We start from the raw sequence: 17863 nt of genomic DNA, 5'->3' as shown, positions 1-17863 counted from the left end.
TGGCTCGGCCTGTGCCCCACGGCGCCGACAAATCTGCAGAGAGGAAATGGCATGATGAATTGGGACGACGCGCGCTTCTTTTTGGCCGTTGCGCGCTGTGGCACGCTACGCAAAGCCGCCAGCCAGCTGAATGTCGATCAGGCGACCGTCGGTCGACGGCTCTCCGCTTTCGAAGATGCGCTCGGCTCCAAGCTGTTTATCCGCACGCCGAAATCCTTCGCACTCAGCCCGTTGGGGGAAGAAATGCTGGCGGACGTGATGAGGATGGAAAATGCGGTGCAGGCGATCAACCGTAAAGCCGCCAGCGGCGATGACAGCCTGCACGGCCACGTGCGCATCGCCACCACCGATACCCTGGCTGAAGCCTTCGTGATGCCCGCACTGCAAGATCTGCGGGAACGCTATCCGGCCATCACCGTCACGCTGCTGACGGCACTGGACATCACCGATATCGCTTACCACAGTGCGGATCTGGCGATCCGCGGCGCCCGCCCCGATGACGATGCGCTGATCATCAAACGCTTAGCCACCATCGAAATGGGCCTGTACGCCACCCGGCACTATTTGGCGCGGCGCGGCATGCCGGTCAGGGGCGAGCAGCTGCGCGGCCACGATCTGTTGATGTTCCCGCGCGAACTGGTGCCGCGCCACTGGAGTAATTTCTGCGGCGAGACTCTGCACGAGCCCAATGTCGTGCTGCAATGCAATTCGCAGCTGTTGTTACGTTCCGCCACCCGCAGCGGGCTGGGCATCGGCCTGCTCTCCGTTTTTTTGGCGGACAAAGACCCGGAGCTGGTGCGCCTGTTCCCGGAGAACAAAGACTGGGTGGATATCTGGCTGGTGTTGCACCCCGATTTGCAACGCGCCGCCCGCGTGCGCGCGGTGGTGCAGGCGCTGGAAACATCGTTTAGCGCCCATTACGGCTGAGTGCCGCTTCCCCATAAAAAAAGGTCGCCGAAGCGACCTTTTTACCGTCTGAAGCGTTATCAGAACGTCGGCTGTGCCATCTGCACCAGCGAAATCAGCGGCTGCGGATAGACACCCAACAGCAGCACCAGCGCGGCGGAAATCAGCACAACGACGCCACCGGCGGTCAACGCCCAGTTGTTCGGGGTATCGCGCTGCAGCGATTCCGGCGCGCTGAGGAACAGGCTGACGGTCACGCGCAGGTAGTAGTACAGGCCGATGGCGCTGCCTACCACGACTGCGCCGGTCAGCCACCACAGGTGTGCGCTGACGCCCATCGCGATCACGAAGAACTTACCGATAAAGCCCAGCGTCATCGGGATACCGGCCAGCGACAGCATCATCACCGTCATCACCGCGGACAAGATTGGCTTGTGCCAGAACAGACCACGGTAAGAGAACAGCGAATCCGCATCCGGGCCGCGGTACGGGCTGGACATCAGGCTGACCACGCCGAAGGCGCCCAGGCTGCTGAACAGGTAACCGGCCAGGTAAACGCCGGCGGTTTCCAGCGACAGCTGATGGGTTTGCACCGCAATCAGCGCCACCAGCAGGTAGCCCAGGTGAGCGATTGACGAGTAGCCCAGCAGACGCTTGATGTTGGTCTGGCTGATGGCCATCAGGTTACCGAACAAGATAGAGCAGAACGCGATGATCGACAGCACCATGCGCAGCGCTTCGTTGTCGGCGGCCGGGGCATACAGGAACAGACGCATCACGACCGCGAAGATCGCGATCTTGCTGGCGGTCGCCAGGAAGGTCGAGACCGGCGCAGGCGCGCCCTGATACACGTCCGGCGTCCACAGTTGGAACGGCACCAGCGACAGCTTGAAGCCCAGACCGACGATCATCATGCCCATACCGGCCAGGATCAGCGGCTGGTGCATCATGTTTTCCTGCAGGCTCTTGCCGAGGCCGGCCAGCGACAGATCGCCGGATTCAGCGTACAGCAGCGCCATGCCGAACAGCAGGAACGACGACGCGGCGGCGGACAGCAGCATGTACTTGATGGCGGCTTCCAGCGGGCGCTTCTGGCGGTAGGCGTAGCCCACCAGGCCGAACAGCGGCAGCGAGATCAGCTCGATACCGATGAACAGCGAAGCCAGATGGTTGGCGCTCGCCAGCAGGATGCCCCCCATGGCGGCGATCAGCACCAGCAGGTAGAACTCTTCGCGGTTATCCGGATAGCCGACCAGCCACGGATAGGCGAAGGTGCAGGTCGCCAGGCTCGCCAGCAGCACCAGCCCGGTGTAGAACATCGAGTAACCGTCAACCCGCAGCAGCGGGGTGACGTCCATTGGGCCTGCCTGGCCGACAAAGTACAGCGAAAGCAGCGCCAGGTTGAGACCGATCACGGTCAGGGTGGCGTTGATAAAGTGGTCGCGTCGCCACGCAATGCCTAGCATCACAACCACCACCGTCAATCCGACGATCAACAGCGGCAGCAGTGCGATCAGTTGTTGAGGAGTTATTGTCATGGCGAATTACGGCCTTGTTGTTGAAATTGCTGAAACTGACGAACCAAACCAGTGTTGCACGTTGCTCATCGCCGCGTTGGAAGTATCCAGAATCGGCTGCGGGTAAACCCCCAGCAGAACCAGCAACACCACCAGCAGCAGAATGATGAACAGCTCGCGCGCGGTCATGCCCTGCAGCGGCTGGTCGGATTTAGGCGCACCGTAGTAAGCGCGCTGCATCATGATCAGCGAGTAAACCGAAGCGAACACCAGACCGAAGGTGGAGATCACGGTGATCACCGGTACCACCTGGTAGCTGCCGAACAGAATCATGAATTCGCCGACGAAGTTACCGGTACCCGGCATCCCCAGCGTAGCCACGGCGAAGAACAGCGACAGCGCAGGAATGAACTTGATCCGCCCCCACAGGCCGCCCATCTGACGCATGTCACGGGTATGCAGACGCTCATACAGCTGGCCGCAGATGATAAACATACCGGCGGCGGACAGGCCGTGCGCGATCATCTGGATCACCGCACCCTGGTAAGCCAGCTGGCTGCCGGTGTAGATGGCGATCAGCACGAAGCCCATGTGCGATACCGAGGTGTAGGCGATAAGACGCTTGATGTCGGTCTGCGCGAACGCCATCCAGGCGCCGTAGAAGATGCCGATCACGCCCAGCCACATGGCGATTGGCGCAAACTCGTGCGAAGCCTCAGGGAACAGCGGCAGGCTGAAACGCAGCAGGCCGTAGGCCGCGGTTTTCAGCAAGATGCCCGCCAGGTCGACGGAACCTGCTGTCGGTGCCTGGCTGTGCGCATCCGGCAACCAGCCGTGCAGCGGCACCACCGGCATTTTCACCGCGAAGGCGATGAAGAAGCCCAGCATCAGCAGATATTGCACGTTGTGGGACATCGGCGTTTGCAGCAGGTCTTCGTAATCGAAGGTCCACACGCCGGTGGCGTTGTAGTGCACGAACACCAGGCCCAGGATCGCAATCAGCATCACCAGACCGCTGGCCTGGGTGTAGATGAAGAACTTGGTCGCCGCGGTGATACGGGTTTTACCGTCCGATGCTTTGTGCCCCCACAGCGCGATCAGGAAGTACATCGGCACCAACATCATTTCCCAGAAGAAGAAGAACAGGAACATGTCGATGGCGAGGAACACGCCGATAACGCCGCCCAGGATCCACAGCAGGTTGAGGTGGAAGAAGCCCTGATACTTCTGGATTTCACGCCAGGAACAGAGGATCGCCAGCACGCCCAGCAGACCGGTCAACACCACCATCAGCAGCGACAGACCGTCCAGCGCCAGGTGGATGGAGATGCCGAAGCGCGGGATCCACGGCAGCAGGAATTCGCTCTGCCACTGCGGAATGCCTTTCGGCGTGGTCAATGTATAGCCGCCCTGCATCCACAGCTGCAGAGAGAGCGCCAACGTCAGCCCCATTGCGATCAGCGCTATCCAGCGCGGCACCTTAGTACCGAAGCGCTCAAGCTGCCAGCACAGCAGACCGCCGATAAAGGGGATAAGAATTAGCCAAGGTAATAGCATGGCGTTTTGTGTCCCTTATACGAATAATTTCAAACTTTGTACGTAGCGCCTGCCCGGCGCTACGCCCGAAAAATGCGTCTGTTTAAATTATTCAATTAAACCAAAATCAACAGAGCCAATACGACCACTGCACCCACACCCATAGACGCTATATACCAACGCACCTGACCGTTCTCGCTCACCGTCAGACCGCGGTTCCCCCAGCGGGAGAAGACGGCCGGCAGGTTCATCAGCGAGTTCAGCGGATCGCGCTGCAGCAGCTTCGCAATGCCCAGGTACGGCTTGACGAATACTTTGTCATACAGCCAGTCGAAGCCCCAGGCATGGAACCACCAGGTCGAGAAGAAACGACCCGGCGCGCTGTTGGCGATGCTGTTGACCAGGCTGCGTTTGCCCAGCCACAGCGCGGCCGCCAGCAGAATGCCGACGATAGCCACCACGCCGGAGGTGATTTCAAGCGTCAGCACGCTGCCGTGCGCCAATTCGGTCGTATCCGGCAGCACGCCCTGCAACGGCGGCACGATCATCGCCCCGACGAAGGTGGACAGCACCAGCAGAACCAGCAGTGGCAGGTGGTGAGTGATGCCTTTACCGGCATGCGCTTTGATTTTCTCTTCGCCATGGAACACGATGAAAATCATACGGAAGGTGTACAGCGAGGTCATGAACGCACCGACCAGGCCCGCAACCATCAGGTTGATGTGGCCGTTGGCCATCGCGCCCGCCAGGATCTCGTCCTTACTGAAGAAGCCGGCCGTGACCAGCGGCAACGCAGACAGCGCAGCGCCACCCACCAGGAAGCAGACGTACACCAGCGGGATGCTCTTGCGCAGGCCGCCCATCTTGAAGATGTTTTGCTCGTGGTGGCAAGCCAGGATCACCGAACCAGACGACAGGAACAACAGCGCCTTGAAGAACGCGTGGGTCATCAGGTGGAAGATCGCCGCGTCCCATGCCTGCACGCCCAGCGCCAGGAACATGTAACCGATCTGGCTCATGGTGGAGTAAGCGAGCACGCGCTTGATGTCGGTCTGCACCAGCGCGGCGAAGCCGGCCAGCAGCAGAGTGACCGCACCGACGATGCCCACCAGGTGCAGCACTTCCGGCGCCATCAGGAACAGGCCGTGCGTACGGGCGATCAGATAGACGCCCGCGGTCACCATGGTCGCCGCGTGGATCAGTGCGGAAACCGGGGTTGGGCCCGCCATCGCGTCCGCCAACCAGGTTTGCAACGGCAGCTGCGCCGATTTACCGACCGCGCCGCCCAGCAGCATCAGGGTCGCCCAGGTGATGGCCGTGTCGCCCACCGCCAGTTTCTGCGGCGCCAGGATCATCAGCTCGCGGATATTCAGCGTGCCCAGCTCGTTGTAGAGGATGAACAGCGCGAACGCCAGGAACACGTCGCCCACGCGGGTGACGATAAAGGCTTTCATCGCCGCCGCCCCGTTGGCCGGATCTTTGTAGTAGAAACCGATCAACAGGTAGCTGCACAGGCCCACGCCTTCCCAACCCAGATACATCAGCAGCAGGTTGTCCGCCAGCACCAATACCACCATGCTGGCGATAAACAGGTTGGTGTAAGCGAAGAAGCGCGAATAGCCCTCTTCACCGCGCATGTACCAGGAAGCGAACATGTGGATGAAGAAGCCGACGCCGGTGACCACCGACAGCATGGTCAGCGACAGGCCGTCCAGCACCAGGGTCACGCCGATATTGAAGTTGCCGACGGCCATCCAGGTCCACAGGCTTTGCTCGAACAGCTGCACGCCGGCGGCTTTCTGGGCGAGGAAATCCATCGCCACATACACCGTGACCAGCGCAGCCAGGCCGATAGAGCCCACGCCGACGGTGGCCGCCGTGTTCTCAGACCAACGACCGCGGGAAAATGCCAACAGCAGGAACCCGATCAGCGGTAGCAGAATTGTTAAATATAATAGGTTCATCCGCGCATCTCACTGACAGTATCAATATTCAGGGTATGACGACGACGGTAGAGCTGCAGCAGCAGCGCCAGGCCGATACTGGCCTCGGCTGCCGCCAGGCTGATCGCCAGGATGTACATCACCTGCCCGTCCGCCTGGCCCCAGTAGCTTCCCGCCACGATAAACGCCAACGCCGCAGCGTTGATCATCACTTCCAGGCTGATCAGCATAAACAGCAGGTTGCGGCGCACCAGCAGCCCGGTCAGCCCGAGCACAAACAGGATAGCCGCCAGGATCAGGCCGTGTTGAAGAGGGATCATGCTTGCTCCTCCGATTTTCTTCTCGCCATTTCGCCACTCGCCGGCGCGTTGCTCAGCACCTCGCCAGGCTTGTGCTCGCGGCCGATATGGAAGGCGACAACCAGACCCGCCAACAGCAGCATTGAGGCCAGCTCAACCGCCAGTACGTAAGGCCCGAACAGGCTGATGCCCACCGCCTTCGCGTCGACCATCTCGCCGCTGATACCCTGGTCGGATACGCTGCGGATCGCGACGATCAATACCACCAGCAGCGCCAGCGATAACAGGCCAGGTCCGATCCACACCGTCGGCTTCATCCAGTCGCGCTCTTGCTGCTGCACGTTGCCGAGGTTCAGCATCATCACCACGAATACGAACAGCACCATGATGGCGCCCGCATAGACGATGATTTCCAACGCGGCGGCAAAGTAGGCGCCGAGAGAGAAGAAGACTGCCGAGATCGCCAATAACGAGACGATCAGATACAGCAGCGCATGCACAGGGTTGGTATGGGTGATCACGCGAATCGTCGCGGCCACCGCAATCAAACCTGCCAGGTAAAATGCAATTTCCATGCTTGCTGGCTCCTTAGGGCAACAGACCTTTGACGTCGATCGGTTTGGCTTCGTTTTCGGCTTCGCCTTTGGCTTTGCCGTCAATCGCCATACCGGCCATCCGGTAGAAGTTATATTCCGGATATTTACCCGGCCCCGAGATCAACAGATCTTCTTTTTCGTACACCAGATCCTGACGCTTGTACTCACCCAGTTCGAAATCCGGCGTCAGCTGGATAGCGGTAGTCGGGCAAGCCTCTTCGCACAGGCCACAGAAAATGCAGCGCGAGAAGTTGATGCGGAAGAACTCCGGATACCAACGGCCGTCTTTCTGCTCTGCTTTTTGCAGCGAGATACAGCCGACCGGGCAGGCAACCGCACACAGGTTACAGGCGACGCAGCGCTCTTCGCCGTCCGGATCGCGCGTCAGCACGATGCGGCCGCGGTAGCGCGGCGGCAGGTAAACCGGTTCTTCCGGATACATCTGGGTTTCGCGCTTGGCGAAGGCATGCATGCCAATCATCCAAATGCTGCGCACCTGGGTGCCGAAACCAACCACTAACTCTTTCAATGTCATGGTTTATTCACCCCTTATTGAGCGTTGTACAAAATGACCGCGGCGGTTGCCAGCAGGTTCAGCAGCGTCAACGGCAGGCACACTTTCCAGCCGAAGGACATCACCTGGTCATAACGCGGGCGCGGCAGCGCGGCACGGATCAGGATGAACATCATCATGAAGAAGGCCGTTTTCAACGCGAACCAGATGAATGGCGGCAGGAACGGACCCTGCCAACCGCCGAAGAACAACGTCACAATCAGGGCGGACACGGTGACGATACCGATGTATTCCCCCACGAAGAACAGACCGAACTTCATGCCGGAATATTCGATGTGGTAACCGTCGGCCAGTTCCTGCTCGGCTTCCGGCTGGTCGAACGGGTGACGGTGACACACCGCCACGCCGGCGATCGCGAAGGTCACGAAGCCGAAGAACTGCGGAATGACGTTCCAGACGTGCGCCTGGGATTCAACGATGGCCTGCATGTTGAACGAGTCCGCCTGCATCACCACGCCCATCAGCGACAGGCCAATGAACACTTCGTAGCTCAGGGTTTGCGCGGAGGCGCGCATCGCGCCCAACAGCGAGTATTTGTTGTTGCTCGACCATCCGGCGAACAGCACGGCGTACACCGCCAGGCCGGCCATCATCAGGAAGAACAGAATACCGATGTTGAGATCGGACACCGCCCAGGTCGGGCTGACCGGAACGATGGCAAATGCCAGCAACAGGGAAGTAAAGGCGATCATCGGCGCCAGGGTGAAGATCACCCGGTCGGAGAATCTCGGTACCCAGTCTTCCTTGAAGAACATTTTGATCATGTCGGCGACCAGCTGCAGCGAGCCGCCCCAGCCTACGCGGTTCGGTCCGTAGCGGTTCTGGAACAGGCCGAGCAGGCGGCGTTCGCCGAAGCTCATGAATGCCCCGCACGCCACGACCACCAACAGGATCACGACCGCTTTAAGAATGGCGATCAGAATGTCGATCACCTCAGGGGTAAACCAGCTCATCGTGCCGCCTCCCGCAGATTGTCTACCTTAGCACCCACCAAGATCGGCGGGATCCCTGGCAAGCCGAGCGGCAAACCAACCTGGCCTTGGGTCAGGGTTTCACTCAGACGCACCGGCAGACGCAGGGTCTGGCCCGCACAGCTGAACTCCACCAGGCTGCCCGCGTTGACGCCAAGCGTCGCCGCGTCGGCCGGGTTGACCATCACGTAAGCTTCCGGCATGCGCTGCTGGATCACGTGAGAGCGCTGCGACATTTCATCGCTGCCGAACAGGTGGTAGTACGGCGCGACACGCCAGCCGTCGACCGGGTTGAACGCGGCCGGCACGCGGTCGAAGTAACCGAGGCTGCCCTCCCCCGCTTCGATCAGGCGCACACCCGGATCGCCGTGGCGCAGTTTGCCGCCCACTTCGGCCTGGAACTTGTTCCATGCCTGCGGTGAGTTCCAGCCTGGCGCCCAAGCGAACGGGATCTGCTGACGATCGGCCAGCGGGCTGTTGTTCCCTTCCATCGAGAAGGCGAACATGGTGTCTTTATCCTGCGGCTGACGCGGCTCGTGCACGCTGATGTTGGCGCGCATGGCGGTACGGCCGCTGGAGCGGTGCGGCGAACGCGCCAGCTTCTGACCGCGGATGCGGAAAGTCGCGTCCGGCGCGGCGTCGACGATGCCCTGCAGCTGCGGCAACGCGGCAACGCAAGCGGCGATCACGTCATCGAGCTGGGTCCAGTCCACGTGGCGGCTGGTGTAGGTAGAGTGCAGCGAGTGCATCCAGCGCCAGCTTTCCAGCATCACGGTGAACTGATTCTTCTTGGCGTCGTCGTAGTAAGCCGGATCGTACACCTGGAAGAAGCGCTGCGCGCGGCCTTCCTGGTTGATCAGCGTACCGTCGCTCTCGGCGAAGCTGGCCGAGGAGAGGATCAGGTTGGCTTTGTCCATGATCGCGGTGCGCTGGTGGTCGGCGACGATCAGGTTATTGACCTTGGCCAACGCTGCATCCACCTGCGCCGCCGGCGCATGACGATAGAGATCGTTTTCCATCACGATGGCGGTGTCGGCTGCGCCGCTCGCCAGCTGTTCCAGCGCCTGATCGAGCGAACCGCCGCCGATCATCGCCAGGCCCATGCTGTTGGCGGCCCCCGCCACAAAGGTGATGCCGACATCGGAACCGCGGCCCTTCAACGCTTTGGCGATGTTGGCCGCCGCTTCGATGATGGCTTCGCTGCCGGCGTTGCTGCCGGTCACGATCAGCGGTTTGCGTGCGCCGGTCAGCGCCTGCACGATGATATCGACTTTCTTGTTCAGGCCGTCGGCCAGATCGTTCACCGCCGGCGCTGCGCTATCCAGCGCGTGCGCGATGGCAAAGCCGAAGCGTGCCTGCTCATCTACCGGCGCGCGGTAGTTCCAGGCGGCGATGTCGTCCAGGCGGGTGTTATCGACGTTGGTGGTGAACAGCGGGTACTTGGCGTGCTGACCGATGTTCTGCACCGCCGCGATCTGCCAGTCGGCCACGCGTTGCGCCGCCGCCATCGCGCGAGCTTTCCCCTTGACGGCCTGGCGCACGGACAGCGCGATACGCGCACCGGTTTGCGTCAGGTCTTCGCCCAGCACCAGCACTGCGTCGTAATCTTCGATCTCACGCAGCGCCGGCGTATGGACGCCGCCGTTTTTCAGCACGTTCAGCATCAGCGCCAGGCGTGATTGCTCTGCCTGAGCGATACCGGTGTAGTAGTTCTCGGCGCCGACCAGCTCGCGCAGTGCGAAGTTGCTTTCCAGGCTGGCGCGCGGGGAGCCGATGCCGATGGTTTTCTTCGCCTGACGCAGGATGTCCGCCGCGCCCTGCATCGCCTGCTCGGCGTTCAGGGTGATCCAGTCATCGCCGCGCAGCTGCTGCGGTTGACGCGGACGATCTTTCTGGTTGACGTAGCCGTAACCGAAACGACCGCGGTCGCACAGGAAGTAGTGGTTCACGCTGCCGTTGTAACGGTTTTCGATACGGCGCAGCTCGCCATAGCGTTCGCCCGGGCTGGTGTTACAGCCGATGCTGCACTGCTGGCAAATGCTCGGCGCGAACTGCATGTCCCATTTACGGTTGTAGCGTTCGGAGTGCGTTTTGTCGGTGAATACGCCGGTCGGGCACACTTCCACCAGGTTGCCGGAGAACTCGCTTTCCAGCGTGCCGCTTTCCGGGCGACCGAAGTAGACGTTGTCGTGCGCGCCGTACACGCCGAAGTCGGTGCCGTCCGCATAGTCTTTGTAGTAACGCACGCAGCGGTAGCAGGCGATGCAGCGGTTCATCTCGTGCGAGATAAACGGCCCCAGCTCCTGGTTGTTGTGGGTACGCTTGGTGAAGCGGTAGCGGCGGAAGCTGTGGCCGGTCATTACCGTCATATCCTGCAGGTGACAGTTACCGCCTTCTTCACAAACCGGGCAGTCGTGCGGGTGGTTGGTCATCAACCACTCGACCACGCTTTCACGGAACTGCTTCGCTTCGCCGTCATCGATGGAGATGAAGGTGCCATCGGATGCCGGGGTCATACAGGACATCACCAAACGGCCGCGCGTATCTTCCGCGTTTTGGTATTGCTTTACCGCACATTGGCGGCAAGCGCCGACGCTTCCCAGCGCCGGATGCCAGCAAAAGTAAGGAATATCAAGCCCGAGGGAAAGACAAGCCTGCAGCAGGTTGTCCGCTCCGTCTACCTCATACTCTTTGCCGTCTACATGAATCGTAGCCATAGTCAGCATGCTTCCAAGTGGCCTGCCTTGCGGCAGGCGTTAATCAAAAATTCTGGCCGTGTTCGGGCGAGTTCGGCTTACCAGCGCTGCTTCAGCAGATTGTTCGGCTGAATGCCGCCAATCGCATGGGCGTTGCCGAAGTGCTGCACGGCGATACCCGCCTCGAACTCTTCACGGAAATATTTAATCGCGCTTTGCAGTGGCTCTACGGCACCTGGCGCGTGGGCGCAGAAGGTTTTGCCCGGGCCGAGGGAACGGCACAGCTGTTCGAGGGTTTCGATATCCCCCGGCTGCCCTTCGCCGTTCTCCAACGCACGCAGGATCTTCACGCTCCACGGCAGGCCGTCGCGGCATGGCGTACACCAGCCGCAGGACTCGCGAGCGAAGAACTCTTCCAGGTTGCGCACCAGCGGCACCATGCCAATCTCGTGGTCTACCGCCATCGCCAGCGCGGTGCCGAGACGGCTGCCGGCTTTGCCGATCGCGCCGTATTCCATCGGCAGGTCGAGGTGATCGGCGGTCAGGAAGTCGGTCCCCGCACCGCCCGGCTGCCAGGCTTTGAAACGCAGACCGTCGCGCATGCCGCCGGCGTAGTCTTCCAGGATCTCGCGCGCGGTGGTGCCGAATGGCAGTTCCCAGACGCCCGGATTTTTCACCCGGCCGGAGAAGCCCATCAGCTTGGTGCCTTTGTCTTCACTGCCGGAGATGCCGGTGTACCACTCCACGCCGTTCGCCAGAATGGCCGGCACGTTGCACAGGGTTTCGACGTTGTTAACGCAGGTCGGCTTGCCCCAGACGCCGGCGCTGGCCGGGAATGGCGGCTTGGAACGCGGGTTGGCGCGGCGGCCTTCCAGCGAGTTGATCAGCGCAGTTTCTTCGCCGCAGATGTAACGGCCAGCGCCGGTGTGCACGATCAGCTCGAAATCAAATCCGGTGCCGAGAATGTTCTTGCCCAGATAGCCGGCTTCGGTGGCTTCCGCGATGGCGCGACGCAGGTGCGCTGCCGCTTCGATGTACTCGCCGCGCAGGAAGATGTAGCCGCGGTAGGCTTTCAGCGCGAACGCGGAGATCAGCATGCCTTCCACCAGCAGGTGCGGCAGCTGCTCCATCAGCAGACGGTCTTTATAGGTGCCCGGCTCCATCTCATCGGCGTTACACAGCAGGTAACGGATGTTCATGGATTCGTCCTTCGGCATCAGGCTCCACTTCAAACCGGTGGAGAAGCCCGCGCCGCCGCGGCCCTTCAGCCCGGAGTCTTTCACCAGGCCGACGATCTCGTCCGGGGCCAGGCCTTTGAGGGCCTTTTCTGCGCCGGCATAGCCGTTTTTACTGCGGTATTCGTCCAGCCACAGCGGCTGCTTGTCATCGCGCAGACGCCAGGTCAGCGGATGCGTTTCGGGAGTGCGTACAATGTGCTTGGTCATTGATACTGCTCCAGTAGCGTCTCGATATCTTCAGGCTTCAGCTGACTGTGAGTGTCCTCATCAATCATCATGGTCGGCCCTTTATCGCAGTTGCCCAGACAGCAGGTCGGCAGCAGCGTGAAGCGGCCATCAAAGGTGGTTTGACCCGGTTTGATGTTCAGCTTCTTCTCGATAGCGGCCTGAATGCCCTGGTAACCGGTGATGTGACAAACAACGCTGTCACAATAACGGATCACGTGACGTCCTACTGGCTGACGGAAAATCTGGCTGTAGAACGTGGCCACGCCTTCTACGTCGCTGGCGGGGATGCCCAGCACTTCCGCGATGGCGTAAATCGCACCGTCCGGAACCCAGCCGCGCTGCTTCTGCACAATTTTCAGTGCTTCGATGGAAGCGGCGCGCGGATCCTCGTAATGGTGCTTTTCGTGCTCGATCGCATCACGTTCTTCCGCGCTCAGAACAAATGCATCAACGCCGCTCTGAGGAGCGGCTGCATTGATGGGCTCGAGCGCATCATTGACTGCGTGATTGTCTTTTTGAGAGTGCATAGTTAGCGGTCCACATCTGACATTACAAAATCGATACTACCCAGATAGACGATCAGGTCGGAAACCAGGCTGCCTCGGATGACCGATGGGATCTGCTGCAGGTGCGCAAAGCTCGGCGTACGTACCCGTGTGCGGTAGCTCATGGTGCTGCCGTCGCTGGTCAGGTAGTAGCTGTTGATCCCTTTGGTGGCTTCAATCATCTGGAATGATTCGTTGGCTGGCATCACCGGGCCCCAGGAAACCTGCAGGAAGTGGGTGATCAGCGTTTCAATGTGCTGCAGCGTACGCTCTTTCGGCGGCGGCGTGGTCAGCGGGTGATCGGCCTTGAACGGGCCTTCCGGCATGTTGTTCAGGCACTGTTCGAGGATGCGCAGGCTCTGGCGCAGCTCTTCCACCTTCAGCATCACGCGGGTGTAGCAGTCGCTGTTGCCATCGCCCACCGGCACTTCGAAGTCGAAGTTCTCATAGCCGGAGTAAGGACGCCATTTACGCACATCGAACTCGACGCCGGTGGCACGCAAGCCGGCACCGGTCACGCCCCACTCCAGCGCTTCTTTGGCGTTGTAAGACGCTACGCCGATGGAACGGCCTTTCAGGATGCTGTTCTTCAGCGCCGCTTTCACGTAGGAGTCCAGACGCTTCGGCATCCAGTCGAGGAATTCACGCAGCAGACGATCCCAGCCGCGCGGCAGATCGTGCGCGACGCCGCCGATGCGGAACCAGGCCGGGTGCATACGGAAACCGGTGATCGCTTCCACCAGATCGTAGATTTTCTGACGGTCGGTAAAGGCGAAGAACACCGGGGTCATCGCGCCGACGTCCTGAATGAAGGTGGAGATGTACAGCAGGTGGCTGTTGATGCGGAACAACTCGGACAGCATCACGCGGATGGTGTCGACGCGCTCAGGCACCTTGATGCCGGCCAGCTTCTCGACCGCCAGCACGTAAGGCATTTCGTTCACACAGCCGCCGAGGTACTCGATACGGTCGGTGTACGGAATGTAGCTGTGCCAGGATTGACGCTCGCCCATCTTCTCGGCGCCACGGTGGTGATAGCCTATATCCGGCACGCAGTCGACGATCTCTTCGCCGTCCAGCTGCAGAATGATGCGGAACGCACCGTGCGCGGACGGGTGGTTCGGGCCGAGGTTGAGGAACATGAAGTCTTCGTTCTCGGTGCCGCGCTTCATGCCCCAGTCTTCCGGCTTGAAGGTCAGCGCTTCCATCTCCAGATCTTCTTTCTGCTTGGTCAGCACGAAAGGATCGAATTCGGTGGCACGCGCCGGGTAGTCCTTGCGCAGCGGGTGCCCTTCCCAGGTCTGCGGCATCATGATGCGCGACAGGTGCGGGTGGCCGTCGAAGGTGATGCCGAACATCTCCCAGGTTTCGCGCTCATACCAGTTGGCGTTAGGGAACACCTTGGTCGCCGTCGGCACGTGCAGGTCTTTTTCAGACAGCGCCACCTTCAGCATGATGTCGCGGTTGCGTTCGATGGAAATCAGATGGTAGAAAACGGAGAAATCCGCAGCGGGCAGGCCGTCGCGGTGGGTGCGAAGACGTTCGTCCACGCCATGCAGATCGAACAGCATGACATACGGCTTCGGCTGTTTTCTCAGGAACGTCATTACTTCCAGCAACTGGTCAGGTTTAACCCATACCACGGGCATGCCGGTACGGGTAGCCTGAACAGTAAAGGCTTCCGGCCCAAAACGGTTGCGCAGTTCGCCGATCACCGGGTCGTCAAGGTGATCTCGGGTCTGCCAGGCAGGCAAGGCGTCGTGCGTCGTCAAATCTGTCATAATTTTTTTTCACCACACTAAAGGGTTATTCGCCGCAAGTTTCACTTTTCGCTGTGTTAACCAATAGCGCACTAAGATGGACGTTAAATGAACGTCTTAAATCTCGTCAGGCGTCCGGAGGTTGGTCACCGCGATGCGCTCGCCGTGTTTACGCTCTCTTTCAGACTGCATATTGGCGCGGTAAACGCCCTGATCGCCGACAACCCACGACAGCGGGCGACGTTCTTTGCCGATGGATTCCTGCAGCAGCATCAGCGCTTGCATGTAGGCTTCCGGACGCGGCGGACAGCCGGGAATGTACACATCGACCGGCAGGAACTTGTCCACGCCCTGCACCACGGAATAGATGTCGTACATGCCGCCGGAGTTGGCGCAGGCGCCCATCGAGATCACCCACTTAGGCTCCAGCATCTGCTCGTACAGGCGTTGGATGACCGGGGCCATCTTGGTGAAACAGGTACCGGCCACCACCATCAGGTCAGCCTGACGCGGGGAGGCGCGCAGTACTTCCGCACCGAAACGCGCCACGTCGTGAACGGCGGTAAACGACGTCACCATCTCCACGTAACAGCACGAAAGGCCGAAGTTATACGGCCAAATAGAGTTTTTACGCCCCCAGTTCACCATGTCATGCAGCGCATGTTCGAGTTTACCCATGTAAACCGTGCGGTGGACCTGTTGTTCCAGGGGATCGGCGACGATCTCCTGTTTTTGCAGGGGATAACGGTCGTTCTCACCGTTCGGGTCTATGCGGGTGAGCGTATAGTCCATCTTAATGCCTCGCTGTTACTGCGGATGACTGTTGGTGTTAGTGATCGTGCTCGGTTTGCTGCGGCGTTGGGAACGCGCCGGAGTCCAATCCAACGCGCCGATGCGCACCAGATAAACCAGACCGGCCAATAGCACCAAAATGAAAATGGCGGCTTCGATAAAGCCTACCCAACCGCTCTCGCGAACCGAGACCGACCAGGCATACAGGTATAAGGCTTCAACGTCGAAAATAACGAAGAACATGGCCACCAGGTAGAACTTGGCGGACAAGCGCATGCGCGCCGTACCGACCGAGTCGATGCCTGATTCAAACGGGGTGTGTTTGGCGCGCGCCCGGGCTCTCCCGCCCAAGAAGAACGCACCCAGCAGCATTAAGCCGCAGAGCCCGATAGCCACGACGAGAAATACGGCGAGCGCCCAGTGATGAGCGATAACTTCAGTGGTTGTTGACATACTCTATGCTTACTCATCAAAAGTGGCGTCGATCGCACTGCTCTTGTCACCGGCAGTTAGTGCGCCACATCGATTTAAGGGAAGGATAAATAACCACACAAACAAACTGCTTTTACAGCGAGTTAGGCAGCGTTTTTCTGTGGGCTTTTTACTCCTTTCTATAACCTTTTGTCAACTTTGACAAAAGTATCTACACACTAGTTTACATACGTATCATTTGATTAACATTTGATGCGCCAGGGACAGGCTAAATCGTGTCAGTTAATTTTTGTGTAGAAACAGATAGATATAAACCAACATGCACATTTCAGTTTTACTATACCATTGTCTCAGGAATTCCCTGTTCTTCCACTCACTACCTAGGGGTATTTTTTTGATCCAGGACACGTTTTCAGCATAAATCCTCAAAAAAAGTGTGGCCCTTTAACAATTTTCCTCAAATTAAGCCGCAAAAACGGCCGCTATAAGCTATCAAAATACCCATACCATTACCATGCCTTTAACCCATTCAATCTTATTGCTCAAAAAATAAACGCAGCGTATTAAACCCGGCCAAACTCTCTTTTCAGTAACGCTTAAAAGTTATCAAAACAGCCAACTCATAACAAAATTGTCATTAAACCCCTATAACAGTAAAAACAGTCAAAAAAAGGGCAAAAAAAACCTCCGCCGAAGCAGAGGTTTTCATCAGATCTAACGCCGCGGCGTTATTCTTCTTCGTCCACCAGGCTGGCGTCATCCTGATCGCCCTGGAGACCGGTTTCCGCGCCGTTGAAGCCATAACCGTCATTGCCGCCCTGCATTGCGCTGAAGATGGCCATCGCCAGCTCATTGCTGCACTGCGCGTTTTTGCACAGCGCATACTGGGTATCCGGCAGCGGCGGCAAACCTTCCACCGCCCCCAGCACTCGCAGATCGGGGCTCATCATCTCGATCGGCCGCGCGGTCACGCCCAGGCCGGCCTTACAGGCCGCCCGCACCGCGGACAGCGTGGAGGCGACGTAGGCGATGCGCCACGGGATACCGGCTTCGTCCAACTGTTTGATCGCCAGCGCGCGGAACGGGCTTGGCTCATCCATCACCACCAACGGGATCGGTTCGCCCGCCTGATAGTGGTAATCGGCGGCGCAGTACCACAGCGTCGGCGATGTGCGCAGCACGATATGAGGATGTCCGGCCGGATCGGCCGTGGTCACCGCCAGATCGATCTCGCCCTCTTCCAGCAGATCGACCATCGTCGAGCTGCGCTTTACGCGCACGTCAATGGCCAACTTTGGATAGATGGCGGTCACGCGGTTCAACAGGAAAGGCAGAATGGTATCGGCGGTGTCGTCGGAAGCGCCGATGGTCAGAACACCTTTAATATTGTTGTACATCAGCGAGGTACAGGCTTCGTCGTTAAAGCGCAGGATCTTCCTGGCATAACCGAGAAGCTGAATACCATGCTCAGTCAGGAGTTTGTTACGCCCATGGCGGGCAAACAGTTCTTTGCCGACCAGTTGCTCTAATCGCTGCATTTGTTGACTGACGGCTGATTGAGTACGGCATACGGCGACAGCCGCCGCCGCAAAGGTATTCAAATCAGCAACCGCAACAAAGGTTCTTAGCAGATCGAGGTCGAGATTAAGTATCGGACGATTTGCAGTTGTCATAGTGTATTCTTCACTTTTTTAAATTCTAATTTACGAACTACTACCCTGGTGTGTTTCTCAGACGCCGTTGAAAAGGACGGAGCCTGTTATGACAGTACCCCACTCATAAGTGGAGGGCAAAAAAATTACTTATGATTCGTTACCTCTATCGCTTTTT

General features: G+C 59.3%; 15 protein-coding genes. 1 reads left to right on the top strand and 14 read right to left on the bottom strand.

Annotated features, from left to right (window positions below):
• Nucleotides 1-51 precede the first annotated feature (51 nt).
• Nucleotides 52-927, top strand: coding sequence for a LysR family transcriptional regulator (locus tag FHU12_RS04205; RefSeq protein ID WP_141967592.1), 876 nt, complete (start codon nt 52-54; stop codon nt 925-927).
• 59 nt (nt 928-986) lie between these two features.
• On the opposite strand, the gene nuoN is transcribed toward FHU12_RS04205, so the two are convergent.
• The 14 genes from nuoN to lrhA form a co-directional block, all read right to left on the bottom strand.
• Entirely contained in the window at nt 987-2444 is a 1458-nt protein-coding gene (gene nuoN / locus FHU12_RS04200; protein WP_033635324.1) for an NADH-quinone oxidoreductase subunit NuoN, read from the bottom strand.
• A 6-nt stretch (nt 2445-2450) separates the two neighbouring features.
• The gene (nuoM, locus tag FHU12_RS04195; RefSeq protein ID WP_025303660.1) at nt 2451-3980 is read right to left on the bottom strand and encodes an NADH-quinone oxidoreductase subunit M; all 1530 of its coding nucleotides are present in this window, start codon (nt 3978-3980) and stop codon (nt 2451-2453) included.
• Nucleotides 3981-4075: 95 nt separating this feature from the next.
• Nucleotides 4076-5923, bottom strand: coding sequence for an NADH-quinone oxidoreductase subunit L (gene nuoL, locus FHU12_RS04190; protein WP_043140059.1), 1848 nt, complete (start codon nt 5921-5923; stop codon nt 4076-4078).
• Entirely contained in the window at nt 5920-6222 is a 303-nt protein-coding gene (gene nuoK, locus FHU12_RS04185) for an NADH-quinone oxidoreductase subunit NuoK (protein WP_004936014.1), read from the bottom strand. Before nuoK ends, nuoL begins: the two co-directional genes overlap by 4 nt.
• Complete coding sequence (gene nuoJ, locus FHU12_RS04180; RefSeq protein ID WP_019453717.1) at nt 6219-6776, bottom strand: NADH-quinone oxidoreductase subunit J; 558 nt, start codon at nt 6774-6776, stop codon at nt 6219-6221. Before nuoJ ends, nuoK begins: the two co-directional genes overlap by 4 nt.
• A 13-nt stretch (nt 6777-6789) precedes the next feature.
• Nucleotides 6790-7332: an NADH-quinone oxidoreductase subunit NuoI gene (nuoI, locus tag FHU12_RS04175; protein ID WP_025160170.1), complete on the bottom strand. Its 543-nt coding sequence runs from the start codon at nt 7330-7332 to the stop codon at nt 6790-6792.
• A gap of 14 nt (nt 7333-7346) precedes the next feature.
• Nucleotides 7347-8324: an NADH-quinone oxidoreductase subunit NuoH gene (nuoH, locus tag FHU12_RS04170; RefSeq protein ID WP_004936022.1), complete on the bottom strand. Its 978-nt coding sequence runs from the start codon at nt 8322-8324 to the stop codon at nt 7347-7349.
• Complete coding sequence (nuoG, locus tag FHU12_RS04165) at nt 8321-11059, bottom strand: NADH-quinone oxidoreductase subunit NuoG (RefSeq protein WP_130017836.1); 2739 nt, start codon at nt 11057-11059, stop codon at nt 8321-8323. The genes nuoH and nuoG overlap by 4 nt, the downstream gene beginning before the upstream one ends.
• Before the next feature lie 77 nt (nt 11060-11136).
• The gene (gene nuoF / locus FHU12_RS04160) at nt 11137-12483 is read right to left on the bottom strand and encodes an NADH-quinone oxidoreductase subunit NuoF (protein WP_015378579.1); all 1347 of its coding nucleotides are present in this window, start codon (nt 12481-12483) and stop codon (nt 11137-11139) included.
• Complete coding sequence (gene nuoE / locus FHU12_RS04155) at nt 12480-13031, bottom strand: NADH-quinone oxidoreductase subunit NuoE (RefSeq protein WP_141967590.1); 552 nt, start codon at nt 13029-13031, stop codon at nt 12480-12482. The genes nuoF and nuoE overlap by 4 nt, the downstream gene beginning before the upstream one ends.
• A 2-nt stretch (nt 13032-13033) precedes the next feature.
• Nucleotides 13034-14830, bottom strand: a complete 1797-nt coding sequence (gene nuoC / locus FHU12_RS04150) for an NADH-quinone oxidoreductase subunit C/D (RefSeq protein ID WP_025303662.1) — start codon at nt 14828-14830, stop codon at nt 13034-13036.
• Nucleotides 14831-14926: 96 nt separating this feature from the next.
• Nucleotides 14927-15601 (bottom strand): NuoB/complex I 20 kDa subunit family protein, encoded by a 675-nt coding sequence (locus tag FHU12_RS04145; RefSeq protein ID WP_004936039.1) that lies wholly within the window; start codon nt 15599-15601, stop codon nt 14927-14929.
• Nucleotides 15602-15616: 15 nt separating this feature from the next.
• Nucleotides 15617-16054 carry an NADH-quinone oxidoreductase subunit NuoA gene (gene nuoA, locus FHU12_RS04140; RefSeq protein WP_025303663.1) on the bottom strand — a complete coding sequence of 146 codons (438 nt, stop codon included), beginning with the start codon at nt 16052-16054 and terminating at the stop codon, nt 15617-15619.
• Between the two features lie 707 nt (nt 16055-16761).
• A complete protein-coding gene (gene lrhA, locus FHU12_RS04135; RefSeq protein WP_141967588.1) occupies nt 16762-17706 on the bottom strand; it encodes a transcriptional regulator LrhA in 945 nt (314 codons plus the stop codon).
• Nucleotides 17707-17863: the final 157 nt, after the last annotated feature.

Source organism: Serratia marcescens (assembly GCF_006715005.1).
GTDB classification, from domain to species: Bacteria; Pseudomonadota; Gammaproteobacteria; order Enterobacterales; family Enterobacteriaceae; genus Serratia; species Serratia montpellierensis.
The sequence above is the reverse complement of the archived record's forward strand: the minus strand, read 5'-3'. Positions and strand labels throughout refer to the sequence as shown.